Origin of the sequence: Herminiimonas fonticola, from assembly GCF_003293745.1 — a bacterium.
Lineage (GTDB): Bacteria > Pseudomonadota > Gammaproteobacteria > Burkholderiales > Burkholderiaceae_D > Oxalicibacterium > Oxalicibacterium fonticola.
Genome location: NZ_PTLZ01000004.1, coordinates 51,467 through 69,445 on the forward strand (window position 1 = coordinate 51,467; position 17,979 = coordinate 69,445).

16 protein-coding genes are annotated in these 17,979 nt (G+C 52.8%); 9 read left to right on the forward strand and 7 right to left on the reverse strand.

The window, feature by feature from the left end:
- Positions 1-43 precede the first annotated feature (43 nt).
- The 3 genes from Hfont_RS12660 to Hfont_RS12670 all read right to left on the reverse strand — a co-directional run bounded on the left by Hfont_RS12660 (position 44) and on the right by Hfont_RS12670 (position 2,308).
- Positions 44-832 carry a BPSS1780 family membrane protein gene (locus tag Hfont_RS12660; protein WP_112992969.1) on the reverse strand — a complete coding sequence of 263 codons (789 nt, stop codon included), beginning with the start codon at positions 830-832 and terminating at the stop codon, positions 44-46.
- Positions 832-1,800 (reverse strand): homoserine kinase, encoded by a 969-nt coding sequence (locus Hfont_RS12665; RefSeq protein WP_112992783.1) that lies wholly within the window; start codon positions 1,798-1,800, stop codon positions 832-834. The genes Hfont_RS12660 and Hfont_RS12665 overlap by 1 nt, the downstream gene beginning before the upstream one ends.
- Positions 1,801-1,894: 94 nt before the next feature.
- Positions 1,895-2,308, reverse strand: a complete 414-nt coding sequence (locus Hfont_RS12670; RefSeq protein WP_112992784.1) for a DUF2782 domain-containing protein — start codon at positions 2,306-2,308, stop codon at positions 1,895-1,897.
- Positions 2,309-2,594: 286 nt separating this feature from the next.
- On the opposite strand from Hfont_RS12670, the gene polA reads away from it, so the two are divergent.
- The 3 genes from polA (at position 2,595) to Hfont_RS12685 (ending at position 7,241) form a co-directional block, all read left to right on the forward strand.
- Positions 2,595-5,354, forward strand: a complete 2,760-nt coding sequence (gene polA / locus Hfont_RS12675) for a DNA polymerase I (RefSeq protein WP_112992785.1) — start codon at positions 2,595-2,597, stop codon at positions 5,352-5,354.
- A 96-nt stretch (positions 5,355-5,450) separates the two neighbouring features.
- Positions 5,451-6,335, forward strand: a complete 885-nt coding sequence (locus Hfont_RS12680; RefSeq protein ID WP_112992786.1) for a dienelactone hydrolase family protein — start codon at positions 5,451-5,453, stop codon at positions 6,333-6,335.
- A 111-nt stretch (positions 6,336-6,446) separates the two neighbouring features.
- Positions 6,447-7,241 carry a ZIP family metal transporter gene (locus Hfont_RS12685; protein ID WP_112992970.1) on the forward strand — a complete coding sequence of 265 codons (795 nt, stop codon included), beginning with the start codon at positions 6,447-6,449 and terminating at the stop codon, positions 7,239-7,241.
- Positions 7,242-7,258: 17 nt separating this feature from the next.
- Here the strand turns inward: Hfont_RS12685 and Hfont_RS12690 are convergent, their stop codons facing one another.
- The 3 genes from Hfont_RS12690 to Hfont_RS12700 all read right to left on the reverse strand — a co-directional run bounded on the left by Hfont_RS12690 (position 7,259) and on the right by Hfont_RS12700 (position 10,299).
- Positions 7,259-8,113, reverse strand: coding sequence for a sulfurtransferase (locus Hfont_RS12690; RefSeq protein ID WP_112992787.1), 855 nt, complete (start codon positions 8,111-8,113; stop codon positions 7,259-7,261).
- Positions 8,114-8,179: 66 nt separating this feature from the next.
- The gene (locus Hfont_RS12695; protein WP_112992788.1) at positions 8,180-9,109 is read right to left on the reverse strand and encodes a DMT family transporter; all 930 of its coding nucleotides are present in this window, start codon (positions 9,107-9,109) and stop codon (positions 8,180-8,182) included.
- 89 nt (positions 9,110-9,198) lie between these two features.
- Positions 9,199-10,299: an aromatic ring-hydroxylating oxygenase subunit alpha gene (locus tag Hfont_RS12700; RefSeq protein ID WP_112992789.1), complete on the reverse strand. Its 1,101-nt coding sequence runs from the start codon at positions 10,297-10,299 to the stop codon at positions 9,199-9,201.
- Positions 10,300-10,663: 364 nt separating this feature from the next.
- Between Hfont_RS12700 and Hfont_RS12705 the strand changes: the two genes are divergently transcribed.
- The 4 genes from Hfont_RS12705 to folE2 are packed head-to-tail and all read left to right on the forward strand — an operon-like array spanning position 10,664 to position 14,525.
- Positions 10,664-10,915 carry an exodeoxyribonuclease VII small subunit gene (locus Hfont_RS12705; protein WP_112992790.1) on the forward strand — a complete coding sequence of 84 codons (252 nt, stop codon included), beginning with the start codon at positions 10,664-10,666 and terminating at the stop codon, positions 10,913-10,915.
- Positions 10,912-11,802 (forward strand): polyprenyl synthetase family protein, encoded by an 891-nt coding sequence (locus Hfont_RS12710; RefSeq protein ID WP_162845910.1) that lies wholly within the window; start codon positions 10,912-10,914, stop codon positions 11,800-11,802. The genes Hfont_RS12705 and Hfont_RS12710 overlap by 4 nt, the downstream gene beginning before the upstream one ends.
- A gap of 1 nt (position 11,803) precedes the next feature.
- A complete protein-coding gene (gene dxs, locus Hfont_RS12715) occupies positions 11,804-13,675 on the forward strand; it encodes a 1-deoxy-D-xylulose-5-phosphate synthase (RefSeq protein ID WP_112992791.1) in 1,872 nt (623 codons plus the stop codon).
- Between the two features lie 43 nt (positions 13,676-13,718).
- Positions 13,719-14,525 (forward strand): GTP cyclohydrolase FolE2, encoded by an 807-nt coding sequence (gene folE2 / locus Hfont_RS12720; protein WP_112992792.1) that lies wholly within the window; start codon positions 13,719-13,721, stop codon positions 14,523-14,525.
- Positions 14,526-14,680: 155 nt separating this feature from the next.
- Here the strand turns inward: folE2 and Hfont_RS12725 are convergent, their stop codons facing one another.
- The gene (locus Hfont_RS12725) at positions 14,681-15,238 is read right to left on the reverse strand and encodes a cob(I)yrinic acid a,c-diamide adenosyltransferase (protein ID WP_112992793.1); all 558 of its coding nucleotides are present in this window, start codon (positions 15,236-15,238) and stop codon (positions 14,681-14,683) included.
- 111 nt (positions 15,239-15,349) lie between these two features.
- Between Hfont_RS12725 and Hfont_RS12730 the strand changes: the two genes are divergently transcribed.
- Both Hfont_RS12730 and Hfont_RS12735 read left to right on the forward strand, forming a co-directional pair.
- Positions 15,350-16,249, forward strand: a complete 900-nt coding sequence (locus Hfont_RS12730; RefSeq protein WP_112992972.1) for a LysR substrate-binding domain-containing protein — start codon at positions 15,350-15,352, stop codon at positions 16,247-16,249.
- Positions 16,250-16,439: 190 nt separating this feature from the next.
- On the forward strand, positions 16,440-17,969 hold the full coding sequence (locus Hfont_RS12735) for an FAD-linked oxidase C-terminal domain-containing protein (RefSeq protein ID WP_241523124.1): 1,530 nt from the start codon (positions 16,440-16,442) through the stop codon (positions 17,967-17,969).
- The last annotated feature ends 10 nt before the right edge of the window (positions 17,970-17,979 follow it).

The following is a 17,979-nucleotide window of genomic DNA, read 5'->3' on the forward strand; positions in this document are numbered from 1 at the left end:
TTTACGGTAGAGAGGGAAACATCTGTTTGAAGTTGCCCAGCTTTTAAGTCTCTTGTTTTGATGATGGCAGCGGGTCTGGAGCTGGACCGAACAGATGGGTGTAGCTAGGATAAAACGAGCAATACATGATGACGGTCAGCACCAGCGAAACCGGCAACAGAATGAAGATAGAAGCATTCGGCGAGTTCAGCAGCATGCCGAAAATCGAACTCACGATGACAGGGAAAATGATGCCTATCGTGACCCACGCCAAACCATAAATCAGGAATGCTTTGCTGGCGCGACGTACCGCGAAGAAGCTGTAGAAAATCGCTTTGCCTACGCCCATTCCCTGCCATGCAATCAGCGGTGCCGCGTACCAGAATGCCATCGCGGCCGGTATGTACACAAAGGCGGAAAACAACATTGCCAGCGTCATATTGGAGTTGCGTACCGTTTCTGCGTCGATCGCGATTTGACCAGTGATGGCTTGCACGAATACGCCGCCGTCGATCAATGCCGATGCGCTTATGGCGATGATTGCCGCCAGCAAATACAGCGTGCCCAGCTTGATCAGATTGCGCACGAAAGGCGAGCGAAAACCGACCAGCAGCAGGTTGGGATAGACCTTTTTACCCGCTTCGATATGCACGCATGCGTGCATGAAGGTCATCGAGAACAAGGGTACGAGTATCAAGGGCATTAACTGGCCGATGACAGGAATGATGCCGAGCGCCAGCATCAGGAACATATAGCCGAAGAACAGCGTCGATAATTCAGCCGGTTGCTTGCGGAACAGCGCAAAGCCTTCCGTAACCCAGAGCCAACCGGTTTTTGCAGGTAATTTTTCCATCATCCAGCCGTAGTAAAAAGTGCAGGTGCTGTGTGTTCGATACGCAAACGCAGTATCCGTTCAAAATGTGCCGGATCGTGCGCCGTCAGCATTTCCGCATCGCGTGGCATATGGAAATCATACAGCCGCGACAGCCAGAAGCGTAATGCACTGGCACGCAACATCGGCTGCCATGCGATTTGCTCTTCTGCAGTAAATGGACGTATCTCGTGATACGCATCCAGCATCGCGCGTACGCGTGCCTGATCCAGCTCGCCGCTTTCGATATCTATGCACCAGTCGTTGACGGTAACGGCGACGTCGAACAGCCAGGTATCGCAACCGGCAAAATAAAAATCGAAGAAGCCAGTCAGCTGATCGCCGTCAAACATGACGTTGTTGCGGAACAGATCGGCATGGATAGGGCCGTTAGGCAATTCCTTGAAAACATCTGATGCGGCAAACGCATTCTGGAAAGCCATTTCCGTCGTCAACAATTGCTTGTCGTTGTCGGAGAGGTGAGGCATGACGACCGGCATGGTTTCATTCCACCAGGCTATGCCACGCAGATTCGGTTGGCGAATCTCAAAATCTTCTGCCGCCATATGCATGCATGCCAGCATCGCACCGACGGCCGCGCAATGCACTGGTTGCGGTGCCAGTTCGCAGTGGCCTGCCAGCTTGGTCACTATCGAAGCCGGTTTGCCGTGCAATTCATTGATGATGGAACCCTTGCGATTGGCGATGGGTGCAGGTACCGATACGCCGCCCTCTGCCAGATGGCGCATCAGGTTCAGGTAGAACGGAAGTTGTTCAAAGGTGAGTTTTTCAAACACCGTCAGCACATATTCGCCGCGCTCGGTGGTGATGAAAAAATTGCTGTTCTCGATGCCGGATGAAATGCCCTTGATCGCGAGCGCTTTGCCCAGATCGAATTGCGTGATCCATGAGGAGAGGTCATCGAGACTGACCGGAGTAAAAACTGCCATGAGAAAAATTATAAGAAATACGTGTCATCAAAAACAAAAAATAACGCACCGGAGTGCGTTATCTGGCGATTGCCGGTAATGCTTGCTGCGGCTGTTATTTCACTGGCGCAGGTGCGGGCGCCAATGTTTGCACCGGTTCTGGTGCAGGGGTACTTTTTGGTGGGCCGAATTTGCCGATTTCAAATTGCACCGGACGATTGGTGTCGCTTTGGCCGTCGCCGCGCATCGCGCCGGCAGTATCGTTCGGTTTCGCGTAATACGTGGTCCTGCCGGTCTGCACTTTTACTTCAGTGACTTTGCCCTGAGATTTTTTCTCGGTAATTTTCTTTTGTGTATCCGGCTGACGGATCGTCACCGCAGGTGCTTCGCCTTCTTCCAGGCGTTGCGTTTGCGGAGGTGCTGGTGCGAAATCCTTGCTTGGTGGTGTCGATTGCGCGCTGACAATCAAAGGTGTTGCGATTGCCGCTACGGAAATCGTAATAAGGGACCAAAATTTGGATGTGCGCATGATGTATGTATGAGCCGTCGTTGAAAGGAAACCAATATGGTTCATTGTAGCAAACCGGCTCATGCCTGCAGAAAATAGTTCAGTTTGTATTTCGGTGCGCGCAGCTACTTCCCGCCCGGTTTTTCAGCGGGATTTCCATAATGCCAAGCTTTATGCATTCTTACCTGCCCGGACAGCGCTGGAATCGAATTATTGGCAGGAGCAAACTCTGCCATAATCGTAGCCGTTTGCCATGAGTTGCCTTGCCCTCAGTCGGCCGCCTTCCTTACCGAATTACCGAATCCCTATGAATAAAACTTTGTTATTAGTCGATGGCTCCAGCTATTTGTATCGCGCCTTCCATGCGCTGCCGGATTTGCGCGGCCCTGAAGGCGCGCCTACCGGTGCCATTTACGGCATGATTAATATGCTGCGACGTCTGCGCAAGGATTATCCGACTGCGTATATGGCTTGCGTGTTCGACGCCAAAGGCAAAACCTTCCGCGACGATTTGTATGCCGAATACAAGGCGCAACGCGCCTCCATGCCGGACGATCTGGCGCGCCAGATTGAACCTATCCATGAAGCGGTGCGCGCGATGGGTTGGCCGATTCTGATGGTGGAAGGGATAGAGGCGGATGACGTGATCGCCACCTTGTCGGTCGAAGCAGTCAAGCACGGGATGACGAGCGTGATCTCTACCGGGGACAAGGATCTGGCGCAACTGGTCAACGATCATGTGACGCTGGTGAATACGATGAGCAATGAAGTGCTGGACAGGGAAGGCGTCATCGCCAAGTTCGGCGTGCCGCCGGAACGCATTGTCGATTACCTGACCTTGATAGGCGACACCGTCGATAACGTGCCGGGCGTGGAAAAAGTCGGACCCAAGACTGCGGTCAAATGGATGACGCAATACGGTACGCTGGACGGCATCGTCGAGCATGCTGCAGAGATCAAGGGTGTGGTTGGCGAGAATCTGCGTCGCGCACTGGATTGGCTGCCGCAAGCAAAGGTTTTGATCACGGTAAAAACGGATTGCGATCTGTCTGAACACATGCAATCCATAGAGGAATCGCTGCAGCAAAAGCCGGAAGATATTGAAGCGATGATTGCCTTCTTCAAGCGTAATGGCTTCAAGAGCTGGCTGCGCGAATTGACCGGCAATGCCGAGTCATCCGGCGCTGCAACTACTGCACCAACCGCCCCGACCGGCATCGCACCGCAAGGCGCATTGTTTGGTGAAGATTTACCGGAAGTCGAAAAGCATTACGAGACCGTCTTGACTGAAGCCGATCTGAATCGCTGGCTGAACAAAATCAATGCCGCAACGTTGACTGCAGTTGATACCGAGACGACGTCGCTGGAACCTATGCAGGCGCAATTGGTTGGCATCTCTTTGTGTTGCGAACCCGGCGTCGCAGCGTATATCCCGGTTGCGCATCGCTATCAGGATGCACCTGCACAATTGTCGCGTGATCTGGTGCTGCAAAAGTTGCGCCCTTGGCTGGAAGATGAAAGTAAAGCCAAGGTCGGACAAAACCTGAAATACGACAGCCATATTTTTGCGAATCATGGCGTCAGCCTGCGCGGCATTCAGCACGATACCTTGCTGCAATCTTATGTTTTTGAATCGCATCGCAGTCACGATATGGACAGCCTGGCCTTGCGTCATTTGAATCGCAAAACCATCACGTTTCAGGATGTGTGCGGCAAGGGCGCATCGCAACTTTGTTTCGATCAGGTTGAGATAGCTCGTGCCACTGAATACGCGGCCGAAGATGCAGACATCACCTTGCAACTGCACCAGCGCATGTTCCCGCATGTCAGCGGCGATCCAGGCCTGACCTTCATTTACGAAAAAGTTGAATTGCCGACAGCGGTGGTGTTGCAGAAGGTCGAGCGTAACGGTGTGTTGATCGATCCGGCTTTGCTGGCAACGCAATCGAACGAACTCGGCAAGCGTATGCTGGAGATTGAACAAGCGGCTTACGAACTCGCAGGCCAGCCCTTCAATTTGAATTCGCCCAAGCAGATAGGCGAAATCTTCTTTGAAAAATTGAAGCTGCCTGTCGTCAAAAAAACACCGTCAGGCGCGCCATCGACCGATGAAGAAGTGCTGCAAAAACTGGCAGAAGACTATCCCTTGCCGAAGGTGTTACTTGAGTATCGCGGCCTGTCCAAGTTGAAGTCGACCTACACCGATAAACTGCCGAAAATGATCGATGCGACCACTGGTCGCGTGCATACCAATTATGCGCAAGCAGTCGCGGTGACCGGTCGTTTGTCGTCGAACGAACCGAATCTGCAAAACATCCCTATCCGCAATGCAGAAGGTCGCCGCATACGTGAAGCCTTCATCGCACCGGCCGGCAGCGTGATCGTATCTGCCGATTATTCACAAATCGAATTGCGCATCATGGCCCACATTTCTGGCGACGAGAACATGTTGCGCGCGTTTGCAGAAGGCGAAGACATTCACCGTGCGACCGCTGCTGAAATTTTTGGCGTTGCTACAACTGATGTCAACAGCGAACAGCGTCGCTACGCCAAGGTCATCAACTTTGGTTTGATTTACGGCATGAGCGCATTCGGTCTAGCCGGCAATCTCGGCATCGAACGCTCGGCCGCACAAAGCTATATTGAAAAATATTTCTATCGTTTTTCCGGCGTCAAACGCTATATGGATGAAACGCGCCTCGAAGCGAAAGCGCGCGGCTATGTGCAAACCGTTTTTGGTCGTCGCCTGTGGCTGCCGGAAATCAATTCGCCTAACGGTCCACGCCGACAGGGTGCGGAACGTGCGGCGATCAATGCGCCCATGCAAGGTACTGCTGCAGATTTGATCAAGCTGGCAATGATTGCAGTGCAGGGTTGGCTGGAGACTGAAAAGCTGCAGTCAAAAATGATCATGCAGGTGCACGATGAATTGGTACTTGAAGTGCCGGAAACCGAACTGGCGCTGGTTCGTGAAAAATTGCCGGAGTTGATGCGCAATGTCGCGCAACTGAAAGTCCCGTTGATTGCAGAAGTGGGCGTCGGCAAGAACTGGGATGAGGCGCACTGATTTTTGTTATTCGTGCAGCGTGTTTTGCATATGGCATGCCGCATAAATGTTTTTCAAACCTGAAGGTCATATCGCTTTATACACTGGAGGATAGTCATGGAAAATTTGAAAGAAGATTTCGCTAGCCTGGTCGCAAAAACACCTTTGTCCGATGGCGTCGATAGACGTGGTTTCATGAAGACGGCTCTGGGGACAGGGTTTGCAGCAGCCGTGCTGCCAGTGTGTGCGCAGAGCGTGGTCAAGACCGACGCTACCGGATTGACCGCTGGTGAAGTAACGGTGATGGTCAACGGCCAGGCAGTGCCGGTTTATCGCGCGCAACCGGAAGGAAAAACCAATCTGCCGGTGATTCTGGTGATCTCCGAAATCTTTGGCGTGCATGAATACATCGCTGACGTTGCACGTCGCTTTGCGAAGTTGGGTTATCTGGCATTGGCACCGAATCTGTTTGTGCGACAAGGCGATCCTGGGGCATACAAAACGATTGCGGAATTGCAGAAGGAAGTCATAAGCAAAGTGCCGGATGCGCAAGTCATGGCAGACCTTGATGCGGTGGTTGCATGGGCCAAGGCAAATGGCGGCAATACAGCCAAGCTAGGCATCACCGGTTTTTGCTGGGGTGGGCGTATCACGTGGATGTACTCTGCACACAATCCCAAGGTCAAGGCTGGCGTCGCCTGGTACGGTCGTTTGGTCGGCAACAGCACGCCATTGACGCCTACGCACCCTGTCGATATCGCTGCCAAGTTAAAGACGCCGATACTCGGTTTGTATGGCGGGCAAGATGGCGGTATTCCAGTCACCACCGTGGTGGAAATGAAGGATGCGCTTGCCAAAGGCAGTAGCAAATCGGAATTCGTTGTGTTTAAAAATTCCGGCCATGCCTTCCATGCAGATTATCGTCCTAGCTATGTGGAAGCAGACGCCAAAGACGGTTGGGCCCAATGCGTTGCATGGTTCAAAGCTCACGGTGTTGCCTGATTTATTGAGGCCTGAAGTGAAAGGCGCGGCATGTTCTTCAAACGCGATGCCGCGCTTTTTATTTGCCGAAATGATTGGGATATGTTCTAATTTGCAACCTTGTTGCATCTACTGAGATTCAAAATTAATTCCACGCTCGTTTCCATCCTGTTGACCACCGCCATCTCTGGTGTGTTCAGCATTTCCGCTGCGGCGCTGTTTTCTTTTTCGCTGTTGTCGAAGCTGGTCGATCGCATGGTCAGTCTATCGGTGGGGATTTTGCTGGCGACGTCCTTGCTGCATGCCTTGCCGGAAGCGTTTGAATCCGAAGCCAATACACATACATTATTCGCCGTGCTGCTAGGCGGTTTGCTGGCATTTTTTCTTTTGGAAAAAATGGCGATACTGCGCCACTCACATCATCACGAACACGATGGCCACGGTCATCATCACGGTCATGATGCTCGCGAAGCAGGCGCGTCTGGCTGGATGATACTGGTAGGCGACAGTCTGCATAACTTCACTGACGGTATTTTGATCGCAGCGGCTTTTTTGGCGGACCCGCATCTCGGGATCATGACGGGGCTGGCAATTATCGCGCATGAAATTCCACAGGAAATCGGTGATTTCATTGTGCTGTTGAACGCAGGTTTTACGCGTAGACGCGCGTATGCGTACAACATCATTTCCGGCTTGATGGCGATCGTTGGCGGTGTGGTTGGCTACTTGTTGCTGGACCGCGCGCAGTCATGGATACCCTATGTTCTGGTATTCGCATCGTCCGGATTCATTTACATCGCAGTCAGCGATCTGATGCCGCAAATGCAGCGTCGTGCATCCATGCGTGAAACGGTGCCGCAAGTGCTGTTGATTGCACTTGGTGTCGGCATCGTTTTATTTTTGACGGGTAATGCGCACACGCACTGAAGCGCGGCGCATCACTTCTAAACAGTTTGTGCGACCGGCCGTGCAGGATCGCTGCACCATTCACTCCATGAGCCTGGATACAAGGCTGCGCCTGTCAGACCTGCAACTTCCAGTGCCAGCAAATTGTGGCAAGCAGTCACGCCTGAGCCGCATTGCATGACTGCCGTTTCCGGATTCTTGATTAACTCACTGAATTCACTACGCAATTGATCAGCAGATTTGAAGCGACCATCGGCTTGCAGATTGTCCTTGAAGAAGCGATTTTTCGCGCCCGGAATATGGCCGCCGACCGGATCCAGTGTTTCATTCTCGCCGCGGAATCTATCCGGTGCGCGCGCATCGACGATGGTGTGCGTTGCGGTATTTAAACTTTTCAAAATGTCGTCTGCATTGACTGACGCCACCAGCGCAGGCTGGTCTGTCAATGTGCCCAGGGTACGGGGCGAAGCTTCGGTTGAGACAAACATGCCGTGCGCTAGCCACGCCGGCAAGCCGCCATCCAACACTGCGACGGCGTCGTGCCCAACCCATTTCAGCATCCACCACAAGCGCGCGGCAAACATGCCGCCGTGCGCATCGTAAGCAACGACCTGGGTATTGTCATTGATGCCCCACCGACGCAAATTCGCAATGAAAGTAGCACGATCAGGCAATGGATGGCGGCCGCGAAACGTGCCGTCAGCACCAACTTTTTCACCCGCCAACTCGTGATCAAGATGGGCAAACTGCGCATTCGGAATATGCCCTTCTGCAAAGGCTTGTTGGCCAGCTTCCGGTTTGGTCAGATCGTGACGGCAATCGAGTACGACCAAATCATGATCAAACACGTGTTGCGCCAGTTCAGCAGCGGAAATCAGGGTGGTGAAAGTCATGCGCTCTCCTTGATGTGGATCATGTGCCCGCCGCTCACATAATGAGTTGCAGGATGGGATTCGTGTTTACAGTTCGGTCGCAATCGGATCGACCGGTGCCACGGTTTTCGGCGTGCTCGTATTGCGGATATTGTAGAACGTCGCAACGATGCCGCTGACCAGAATGATGGCTATGCCGAGCCAGCCATACAGACCCAGCACATCATTCCAGATCACGATACCCCACAAACTTGAAAAGACGATGCCGGTGTATTGCAGATTCGCAGTGACCAGCGTATTGCCGAGTCTATAGGCGCGCGTCATCGCCATCTGCGCCATCGCTGCAAGTACGCCTATGCTGAGTAGCAGCGTGATGCCGTAGGCTGAATGCGCGCGCAATATGCTGACAGGTTGTTCGTGCAGGCCCGGTCCGAAAAGGCAGCCGAGAAAACCTGCGAGTAAGCCGGTTGCGGAAAAATAAAACACCACGCGTGATTCCGGTTCGCCGAGTTTTCCTAGATGTCTTACCTGCAAATAAGCCAATGCCGATAGCGCGCCGGAGCATAGCCCGATAAAACCGCCCAGCCATTGATCGTCATGTATCGATGGTCGCAACAACAAGGTCACGCCAATAAAACTGGCAATGATCGCGGTGACCAGCCCCCATTCAAAGCGTCGTTTGCCGAGACGCCATGCAGCAAAAAACAGGATGCCGGAAATCCAGATCGGTGCCATGTAATTCAGCGTCATCGCAGTCGCCAGCGGCAGCAAGCTGATCGCATAAAACCACAGCCAGACTGCGACTGTGCCGACGAAGCAGCGCCATAAATGCTGCCAGATGAATGTGGTTTTCAGGCTGCCGTTCTGGCGCAGGATCAATGCGTAAATAAAGATCACGCCAACCAGTCCGCGATACATCAGGATTTCAGCGACGGTATAGGTTTCGGACGCCAGCTTGACGCACACGCCCATGATGGCAAAGGCGAAAGTGGCGAAGAGCATCCAGAGTGATTGCATGAGAGCTGCGACTAAAAAGAGAGGTGATTCAAAAGCGGTGAGTCAGAGTCGCATGCATGTGATGCATGCGACTCTGATAATTGACTGGTTTAGACGTCGAGCTGACGGCGATACCATTCATGGAAGTGCTGCATGCCATCTTCCATCGGCGATTGATACGGACCGACTTCATTGACGCCTCTATCCATCAGGATCTTGCGGCCGGCATCCATGCGCAAGGCGATTTCATCATCTTCTTCACAGGTTTCCATATACGCAGCGCGTTCTGCTGCGATGAAGTCGCGTTCGAAATGAACGATTTCTTCCGGGTAGTAAAACTCGACGACGTTGCGTGTCTTTTGCGGGCCGTTAGGCCATACAGTCGAAACGACCAGCACGTGCGGATACCACTCGACCATGATGTTTGGATACAGCGTCAGCCAGATTGCGCCATACGGTGGTGCTACACCGCCACGGAATTGCAATATCTGTTCTTGCCACTTCTGGTAAGTCGGTGAGCCGTGCTTGGCCAATGCATTGTGTACACCAACGGTTTGCACGCTGTACTGATCGCCGAATTCCCATTTCAAATCGTCGCAGCTGACGAAGCTACCGAGACCCGGATGGAAGGGTTCAACGTGGTAATCCTCCAGATACACTTCGATGAAGGTTTTCCAGTTGTAATCGCATTCATGCACTTCTACGTGATCCAGCATGTAGCCGCTGAAGTCGAGATCTTTCGTCACGCCGAGATTACCCAGAATTTTTGCGACGTCGACGCCATTGCGTTCGAACAGCAAACCATTCCAGTTTTGCAGCGGTGTGTTGGACAGGTTCAGGCAAGGCGTTTCGCCAAAATGCGGCGCGCCTATCAATTCACCCTTGAGATCGTAAGTCCAGCGATGCAGCGGGCAGACGATGTTATTCGCATGGCCGCGACCGTTGAACATTTTCGCCTGACGATGACGACAGACGTTGGACAGCAATTCGATACCTTGCGGATTGCGGACCAGCATGCGGCCTTCGTTTTCCCACGCGAGCGTGGCAAAGTCGCCGACATTCGGCACCATCAATTCATGTCCCGCATAACGCGGACCATCGCGGAATAATTGCTGAATTTCCTGCTTCAACAGCGCTTCGTCAAAATAGACGTTGACTGGAAGTTGCGCGTTTGAACGCGCGAGTTTGGCGAGATTAGCCAGATCGGACATCTCCACCCCCAAATTAATTTGCACCAACCAGAGGAAAGAATCCGCAAAAACCTTAGATCAAACGAGATAAAGAGGCAATTTTGGACAGAACCGAGGATTATACCCGAGACTCTTCACGAGGTTTGCGTGCCGCACAGTTTTGAAGATGCGATTTAATGGCTTGCCAAAAAGGTAAAAATTTCCGCGAGCCATTTTGGGAAAACACGTGTCCAACCTGGGTAATCCCGGAATTTTGGTAGTGGAAGTGGCCTTTTTCTGCAAAAACAGCAGTTTTTAAGGCTGTAAGCAGTTGCTTAAGCAGCGTTTATCCGCAGTCTTGGATGGATTGCTCTAAAATAACGGGCTAAACCTTTTTTCAGTCCTTATGTCCAAAAAACTATCCTCCGCTGCACTGCCTTCTTCGTTTGAAGAAGCGATGACAGAACTTGATGAGTTGGTCGCACGCATGGAGGCGGGCGAGTTGCCGCTGGAAGCATCGGTTGCGGCATACAAGCGCGGTTCAGAACTGGTCAAATATTGCGCGGCCCAACTGGAGAAAGTCGACAATCAAGTCAAAGTGCTGGAAGGCGACATGCTGAAGCCGTTTAACGCTGAGCGTATTGAGGCGGATGAATGACGGAGCAATCGTTTGAAGGCTGGATGAAATCAATTCAGGTTGAAATGGAAGTGGCACTGGTGAAGCTTTTGCCGTCAGTGACGCAAAAACCTGCGCGTCTGCACGAAGCGATGCATTACGCAGTACTGGATGGTGGCAAGCGCGTGCGTCCCTTGCTGGTACACGCTGCCGGCGCCTTGTTCGATGCGGATGTCGCCGAACTGGCGCGCGCTGCAGCTGCCGTTGAAATGATTCATGCGTACTCGCTGGTGCATGACGATATGCCTTGCATGGATGACGATGCGCTGCGTCGCGGCAAGCCGACCGTGCATGTGAAGTACGACGAAGCGTGCGCGCTGTTGGTAGGCGATGCATTGCAAGCGCAGGCGTTTGAAATATTGGCTGAAGGCGGACTCGACGCGGCGCGTCAACTTGCGATGCTACGTTTGCTGGCAAAAGCATCCGGTTCGTTTGGTATGTGCGGTGGTCAGGCGATCGATTTGGCGAGCGTCGGTTTGACCTTGTCGCTGCAAGAGCTGGAGCAGATGCATACGCTGAAAACCGGTGCCTTGTTGCGCGTATCGGTATTGCTGGGCGCGCTCGCTGGCAAGGCTTTGTCTGAGAATGAAATAGCTGCGTTGGATCAGTATTCCAGTGCAATTGGTTTGGCGTTTCAGGTGGTCGATGATGTGCTGGATGCAACGGCAGATTCGGCAACTCTGGGTAAAACTGCTGGCAAGGATGCTGCAGATAACAAGCCGACTTACGTATCGATTTTGGGTCTGGAGCAATCACAGGCTTTGGCGGAAAAATTGCGCACCGATGCTTATCGTGCGCTGGAGCAGTTTGGAGACAAAGCACGACGCTTGCGAGAACTCGCAGACTTGATCGTGCAGCGGAAGGCCTAGTATGAATTTGCTTGAAAAAATTAATGATCCTGCCGAGATTCGGCATCTGTCGCGACCGCAGCTCAAGCAGCTGGCGGACGAGCTACGCGCGTTTGTGATTGAATCGGTCGCGCAAACCGGCGGTCACCTGTCGTCCAATCTGGGCACGGTAGAACTGACGATTGCGCTGCATAATGTGTTCAACACGCCGGAAGATCGCATCGTGTGGGACGTCGGCCATCAGACCTATCCGCACAAGATATTGACCGGACGTCGCGATCAGATGCATTCATTGCGTCAGCGCGATGGTATTTCCGGTTTTCCGCGTCGCGATGAAAGTCCTTACGACACCTTTGGTACCGCACATTCATCGACCTCGATTTCAGCCGCTTTGGGTATGGCACTTGCGGCCAAAACCAAAGGCGAAGACAGGCATGCGATCGCCGTGATCGGCGACGGCGCGATGACTGCCGGTATGGCGTTTGAGGCGATGAATAATGCGGGTATTCACGACGACATCAATTTGCTGGTCGTGTTGAACGATAACGACATGTCGATCTCGCCGCCAGTCGGCGCCTTGAATCGTTATCTTGCGCGTCTGATGTCAGGTCAATTTTATGAAGCGGCGAAAAACGTCGGCAAGTCTGTATTGCCTGCGCCTGTGCGTGAGCTGGCAAAACGCTTGGAAGAACACGCAAAGGGCATGATAGTGCCGGCCACGATGTTTGAAGAATTCGGTTTCAATTACATCGGTCCTATCGATGGTCACGATCTGGATTCATTGATCCCGACCTTGCAGAATCTGAAGCATCTGAAAGGCCCGCAATTTTTGCACGTCGTGACTAAAAAAGGTCAGGGCTATAAATTGGCGGAAGCGGATCCTGTGCTGTACCACGGCCCGGGTAAATTCGATCCGGCTGAAGGCATCAAGCCAGTTGCGGCGAAGAAGGTGACTTACACCAGCGTCTTCGGTGACTGGCTGTGCGATATGGGCGCTGCCGACAAACGCCTGGTTGGCATTACACCGGCGATGCGCGAAGGTTCAGGCATGGTCGAATTCGAGCGCCGTTTCCCGGATCGTTATTACGATGTTGGTATTGCCGAACAGCATGCAGTTACTTTTGCCGCCGGTATGGCTTGCGAGGGTTTGAAGCCTGTCGTCGCTATTTATTCAACCTTCCTGCAACGTGGCTACGATCAATTGATACATGACGTTGCATTGCAGAATCTGGATGTGACCTTCGCGTTGGATAGAGCCGGTTTGGTCGGCGCAGATGGCGCAACTCACGCCGGTAACTACGATATTGCTTATTTGCGCTGTATTCCTAATATGGTTGTGATGGCGGCATCTGACGAAAATGAGTGCCGTCAGATGCTCTCGACCGGTTTCCAATACAATGGACCTGCTGCTGTACGGTATCCGCGCGGCGGCGGTGTAGGCGCCAAGGTGGCGAACACGCTGGAAACGATTCCTCTCGGTACTGGCGAAATTCGTCGCGAAGGTAAAAGCATTGCGATCCTGGCATTCGGCACTATGGTTGCGCCTAGCCTGCAAGCCGGTGAAGAATTGAATGCGACTGTGGCGAATATGCGTTTCGTCAAACCGCTGGATGTTGAATTGCTCAAACGCCTGGCAGCAACGCACGATGCGTTGGTGACGGTGGAAGAAGGTTCGATCATGGGTGGTGCGGGTGCCGCAGTAGCAGAAGCGATGGCGGCAGAAGGTATCGTCAAGCCACTATTGAATCTGGGTTTGCCGGACCAATTTATCGATCATGGCGACGCAGGACAGTTGCTGGCGTCGTGTGGTCTGGATGCAAAAGGGATTGCCGCTTCAATTCGGCAACGTTTTTCCAAAGACGAGCCAAGACTGGTCGTCAACAATAAACAGTAAGCAGCACTTATTTCGGCTTCGTGCCGACAGGACAGGTTTCAAAATGAATACTCGCGATCTCAGTTTGAGCGCTATGCCGGATGTGCAAGCCACTCCAGACACTCGTCACATTGTCATTCAGCGCGTCGGCGTCAAAGGTGTGCGTTATCCATTGACGGTGAAAACATCTGCTGGCACACAGCCATCGGTTGGTACATGGAATATGTATGTGCATCTTGCTGAAGAACAAAAAGGCACGCACATGTCGCGTTTCATTGCGTTGCTGGAAGATTTGCGTGGCCCGCTCGACGTGCCTGCATTCAGCAAACTGATGCGAGACATGCTGGTTTTGCTGGATGCAGATGCTGGCCGGATTGAAGTGTCCTTCCCCTATTTCATCAACAAGACTGCGCCGGTATCCGGCGTGCAAAGTTTGATGGATTACGAAGTCGGCCTGACGGGTGAAATCAAGAATGGCGCGCTGGAAATTACCTTGAAGGTTTTGGTGCCGGTGACCAGCTTGTGCCCATGTTCGAAAAAGATTTCCGCCTACGGTGCGCATAATCAGCGCTCGCATATTACCGTGCATGCGGTATTGAATGGCGACCTGCTAGTTGAAGAATTGATTGCGAAAATCGAAGAGCAGGCGTCGTGTGAACTGTATGGTTTGCTGAAGCGTCCCGATGAAAAGTACGTGACTGAACGTGCTTATGACAATCCAAAGTTTGTCGAAGATCTGGTGCGCGATGTTGCTGTGATGTTGAATAATGAAGAACGTGTTTTGGCTTATACGCTGGAAGCGGAAAACTTTGAGTCTATACATAACCATTCGGCGTATGCCTTGATTGAGAACGATAAGCGCTTGAAATAAACGTTCTTTGGTCTGTATTGAAAATGCCGTTCGGTGTGTTGCACTGAACGGCATTTTTGTTTGTTCTTGATATTGCTGAAGCAACCCCAACGGCAGTTACGGTATAGCGCAACTAATGGAACGAAATGAAGCGAAGCCGGAAATGTCAGTCAAACTCAAATATCCCTAACCCTATCCTTCTCCCACAACACATCCCCACCACCCGCATATCGATTCAATACCCGCGATAAGACAAACAATAAATCCGACAGCCGATTCATGTACTGGCGCGGATTGTCATTCATTTTTTCCGATTTCCCCAAACTGACTATCACTCGTTCCGCACGCCGGCAAACCGTGCGGCACACATGCGCTTGGGATGCAGCACGCGAGCCGGCTGGCAGGATGAATTCTTTCAGTGGCGGCAGGTCGGCGTTGTATTTCGCTAGTAGCGCATCCAGACGTGCGACTTGCGCGTCGTGAATCAGCGTATAGCCCGGGATGCACAGCTCGCCGCCCATATCGAACAGGTCATGCTGGATGGAGATCAGTTCTTCGCGCAAGGCTGATGGCAAGTCTTCGCATAACAACAGGCCGAGGTGCGAATTCAATTCGTCAACGTCTCCCATCGCGTGTACGCGTAGCGCATCCTTGGCTACGCGGCTGCCGTCGCCCAGGCCTGTGGTGCCGTTATCGCCGGTGCGTGTGGCGATTTTTGAAAGTCGATTGCCCATGGAAATAGAGAAAGATGATGAAGTAGTGAGGATACGGCAAAACGTTCCAGTCGTCGCGGCGCAGCGAACCCGGTAAAATCACTGCTTCGCAATCGACGATTAATGGACGCAATGGCAAGTAGATTACCCCCCGTGCACGCTCTTTCCGCCTTTGAGGCCGCGGCGCGCCATGGTTCGTTCGCGCTGGCGGCGGAAGAGTTGTGCATTACGCCTTCGGCGTTTTCGCATCGTATTCGTCTGCTGGAAGATTTTGTCGGTGAGCGCCTGTTCCTGCGTGATGGTCGCAGCGTCAGCCTGACTGAGTTCGGTCGCCGTTATCTGGATGTGGTGCGCGGTGCATTGAGCTCGCTGGCCGATTTTCCCTTGCCGCATCGATATGCGTCTGCACAGCTGAAGGTCAAGGTGACGGTGCCGCCAACCTTTGCGCGCTATCTGTTTTTGCCGCATCTGCATGAATTCATGAGCCTGCATCCGGAGATCTCGATTGAAACCTATCTGTCGGTGCCGCTGTATGACATGAGCCTGTCAGAAACCGATATTGAAGTGCGTTTTGGCGCCGGCAAATATCCGGACATCGTTACCGAAAAACTGTTCAGGGAGCCGGTATTCCCGGTCGCCAGCCCTGCCTATCTGGAGCAGATAGGTAAATTGAATGTGCCTGCCGATTTGCAAAAAGCGCAATTATTGCGTTCTGCACTGGAGCCGTGGCAGCCGTGGTTTGAAATGGCGGGGCTGGATTGGCAGGAGCCGTCAACCGGCCTGCGTATCGATGATCTGGGTTTGCTGCTGGAAGCGGTAAAACATGGCTATGGGGTGGCATTGACGCGCCAGCATTTTGCCGCCGACATGATCGCCAGCGGCGAGATTGTTCCCTTGTTCGATCTGCAATTGACGACGCCGCAACATGCGTATTACCTGGTGTATGACCGCCATGTGCGCGAGCGGCCTGAGGTTGCGCTGATGCTGGACTGGATGATGGAGCGTTTCAGTACGCAGCGACTCAGCCTTTAAACCCGCCACATTCTTTTGAAAAGCGTATAAATGTCGTTGTTTTGACGGCAGTTATACGCTTTTTGCATATCAGTTGAATATTTTTCACGGGCAAGGGGAAAGCTTTCAGTTTACTGGCGAGCGGGATTCGCTACACTGTGTTTAAACGATATAAGTGTTATTCGATTGTGTAATGGATGCAGGATAGATGATGAATACGACTTTGGCAGTTCCCGCTTTGCCAGCCGCCGCTTTAGCAGATCCCGCTTTAGCACCATTCACCGTCGCGCATCAGCGTACGGTAGTAGATGCATTGCGTGCCGTACTACCTGAACATTGTGTGCTCTTCAACGAAGAAGACACGCGTCCCTATGAATGCGACGGCCTGTCTGTCTATGCGCAGTTGCCTATGGTGGTGGTTTTGCCCAACACTGAAGAGCAGGTCGTTGCGATTCTCAAAATATGTCATGACTTGAAAGTACAAATCGTGCCACGCGGTGCCGGTACCGGTTTGTCTGGTGGTGCATTGCCGATTGCCGATGGCATCGTGCTGTCGACCGCCAGAATGAACAAGATCGTCAAGGTAGATGCGTATGCGCGGACTGCCGTGGTGCAGCCAGGCGTGCGCAATCTGGCGATTTCCGAAGCGGTGGCGCCACTGGGTTTGTATTACGCACCAGATCCATCTTCACAGATTGCCTGCACCATAGGCGGCAACGTCGCCGAGAATTCCGGCGGCGTGCATTGTCTTAAATATGGTTTGACCGTACACAATGTAATGCGCGTACGCGTCGTCACCATTGAAGGTGATGTGATCGAGCTTGGCGGTGCTGCACTCGATGCGCCTGGTCTCGATCTGCTATCCGTGTTTGTCGGTTCGGAAGGCATGCTCGGCATGGTGACCGAGGTGACAGTCAAATTGATTCCAAAACCAAAACAGGCACGCGTGATCCTGGCTTCCTTCGATGATGTGGTCAAAGGCGGCAATGCAGTGGCCAGCGTGATCGCAGCCGGCATTATTCCGGCCGGGCTGGAGATGATGGACAAGACTTCAACGCGCATGGTCGAGCCGTTTGTGAAAGCCGGTTACGACATGGATGCAGAAGCGATTTTGCTGTGTGAATCCGACGGCATACCAGAAGAAGTCGAAGAAGAAATCGCGCGCATGACGGAAGTGTTGAAGCACTCAGGCGCTACCGCAATCGCTGTCTCGCGCGATGAGGCTGAACGTTTGCGCTTCTGGTCCGGACGCAAGAATGCATTTCCTGCCGCCGGTCGTATTTCTCCTGATTATTACTGTATCGACGGCACGATCCCGCGTCGCAGCCTGGCCGATGTGTTGACCGGCATTGCGCAGATGGAAATCAAATACGGCTTGCGCTGCGCCAACGTGTTTCATGCGGGCGACGGCAATTTGCATCCGCTGATTTTGTTCGATGCCAATACCGAAGGTGAATTCCACCGTGCTGAATTGTTCGGTGCCGAGATTCTGGAAATGTGTGTCGCCGAAGGCGGCACTATCACCGGTGAACATGGCGTAGGCATGGAAAAAATCAATCAGATGTGCGTACAGTTTTCACGCGCGGAAATGGATGCTTTCCTCAGCGTCAAGCGCGCCTTCGATCCGGTCTCGCTGCTCAATCCCAACAAGGCAATTCCGACGCTGCAACGCTGTGCCGAGTACGGCAAGATGCATGTCAAGCGTGGCATTCTGAAGTTTGCCAATCTGCCGCGATTTTAATTTTTCAGGT

What these genes read in the sequence shown, in the direction of transcription:
- Hfont_RS12660 (WP_112992969.1), bottom strand. Translation starts at nt 832, where the DNA reads ATGGAAAAATTACCTGCAAAAACCGGTTGGCTCTGGGTTACGGAAGGC.
- Hfont_RS12665 (WP_112992783.1), bottom strand. Translation starts at nt 1,800, where the DNA reads ATGGCAGTTTTTACTCCGGTCAGTCTCGATGACCTCTCCTCATGGATC.
- Hfont_RS12670 (WP_112992784.1), bottom strand. Translation starts at nt 2,308, where the DNA reads ATGCGCACATCCAAATTTTGGTCCCTTATTACGATTTCCGTAGCGGCA.
- polA (WP_112992785.1), top strand. Translation starts at nt 2,595, where the DNA reads ATGAATAAAACTTTGTTATTAGTCGATGGCTCCAGCTATTTGTATCGC.
- Hfont_RS12680 (WP_112992786.1), top strand. Translation starts at nt 5,451, where the DNA reads ATGGAAAATTTGAAAGAAGATTTCGCTAGCCTGGTCGCAAAAACACCT.
- Hfont_RS12690 (WP_112992787.1), bottom strand. Translation starts at nt 8,113, where the DNA reads ATGACTTTCACCACCCTGATTTCCGCTGCTGAACTGGCGCAACACGTG.
- Hfont_RS12695 (WP_112992788.1), bottom strand. Translation starts at nt 9,109, where the DNA reads ATGCAATCACTCTGGATGCTCTTCGCCACTTTCGCCTTTGCCATCATG.
- Hfont_RS12700 (WP_112992789.1), bottom strand. Translation starts at nt 10,299, where the DNA reads ATGTCCGATCTGGCTAATCTCGCCAAACTCGCGCGTTCAAACGCGCAA.
- Hfont_RS12705 (WP_112992790.1), top strand. Translation starts at nt 10,664, where the DNA reads ATGTCCAAAAAACTATCCTCCGCTGCACTGCCTTCTTCGTTTGAAGAA.
- Hfont_RS12710 (WP_162845910.1), top strand. Translation starts at nt 10,912, where the DNA reads ATGACGGAGCAATCGTTTGAAGGCTGGATGAAATCAATTCAGGTTGAA.
- dxs (WP_112992791.1), top strand. Translation starts at nt 11,804, where the DNA reads ATGAATTTGCTTGAAAAAATTAATGATCCTGCCGAGATTCGGCATCTG.
- folE2 (WP_112992792.1), top strand. Translation starts at nt 13,719, where the DNA reads ATGAATACTCGCGATCTCAGTTTGAGCGCTATGCCGGATGTGCAAGCC.
- Hfont_RS12725 (WP_112992793.1), bottom strand. Translation starts at nt 15,238, where the DNA reads ATGGGCAATCGACTTTCAAAAATCGCCACACGCACCGGCGATAACGGC.
- Hfont_RS12730 (WP_112992972.1), top strand. Translation starts at nt 15,350, where the DNA reads ATGGCAAGTAGATTACCCCCCGTGCACGCTCTTTCCGCCTTTGAGGCC.
- Hfont_RS12735 (WP_241523124.1), top strand. Translation starts at nt 16,440, where the DNA reads ATGAATACGACTTTGGCAGTTCCCGCTTTGCCAGCCGCCGCTTTAGCA.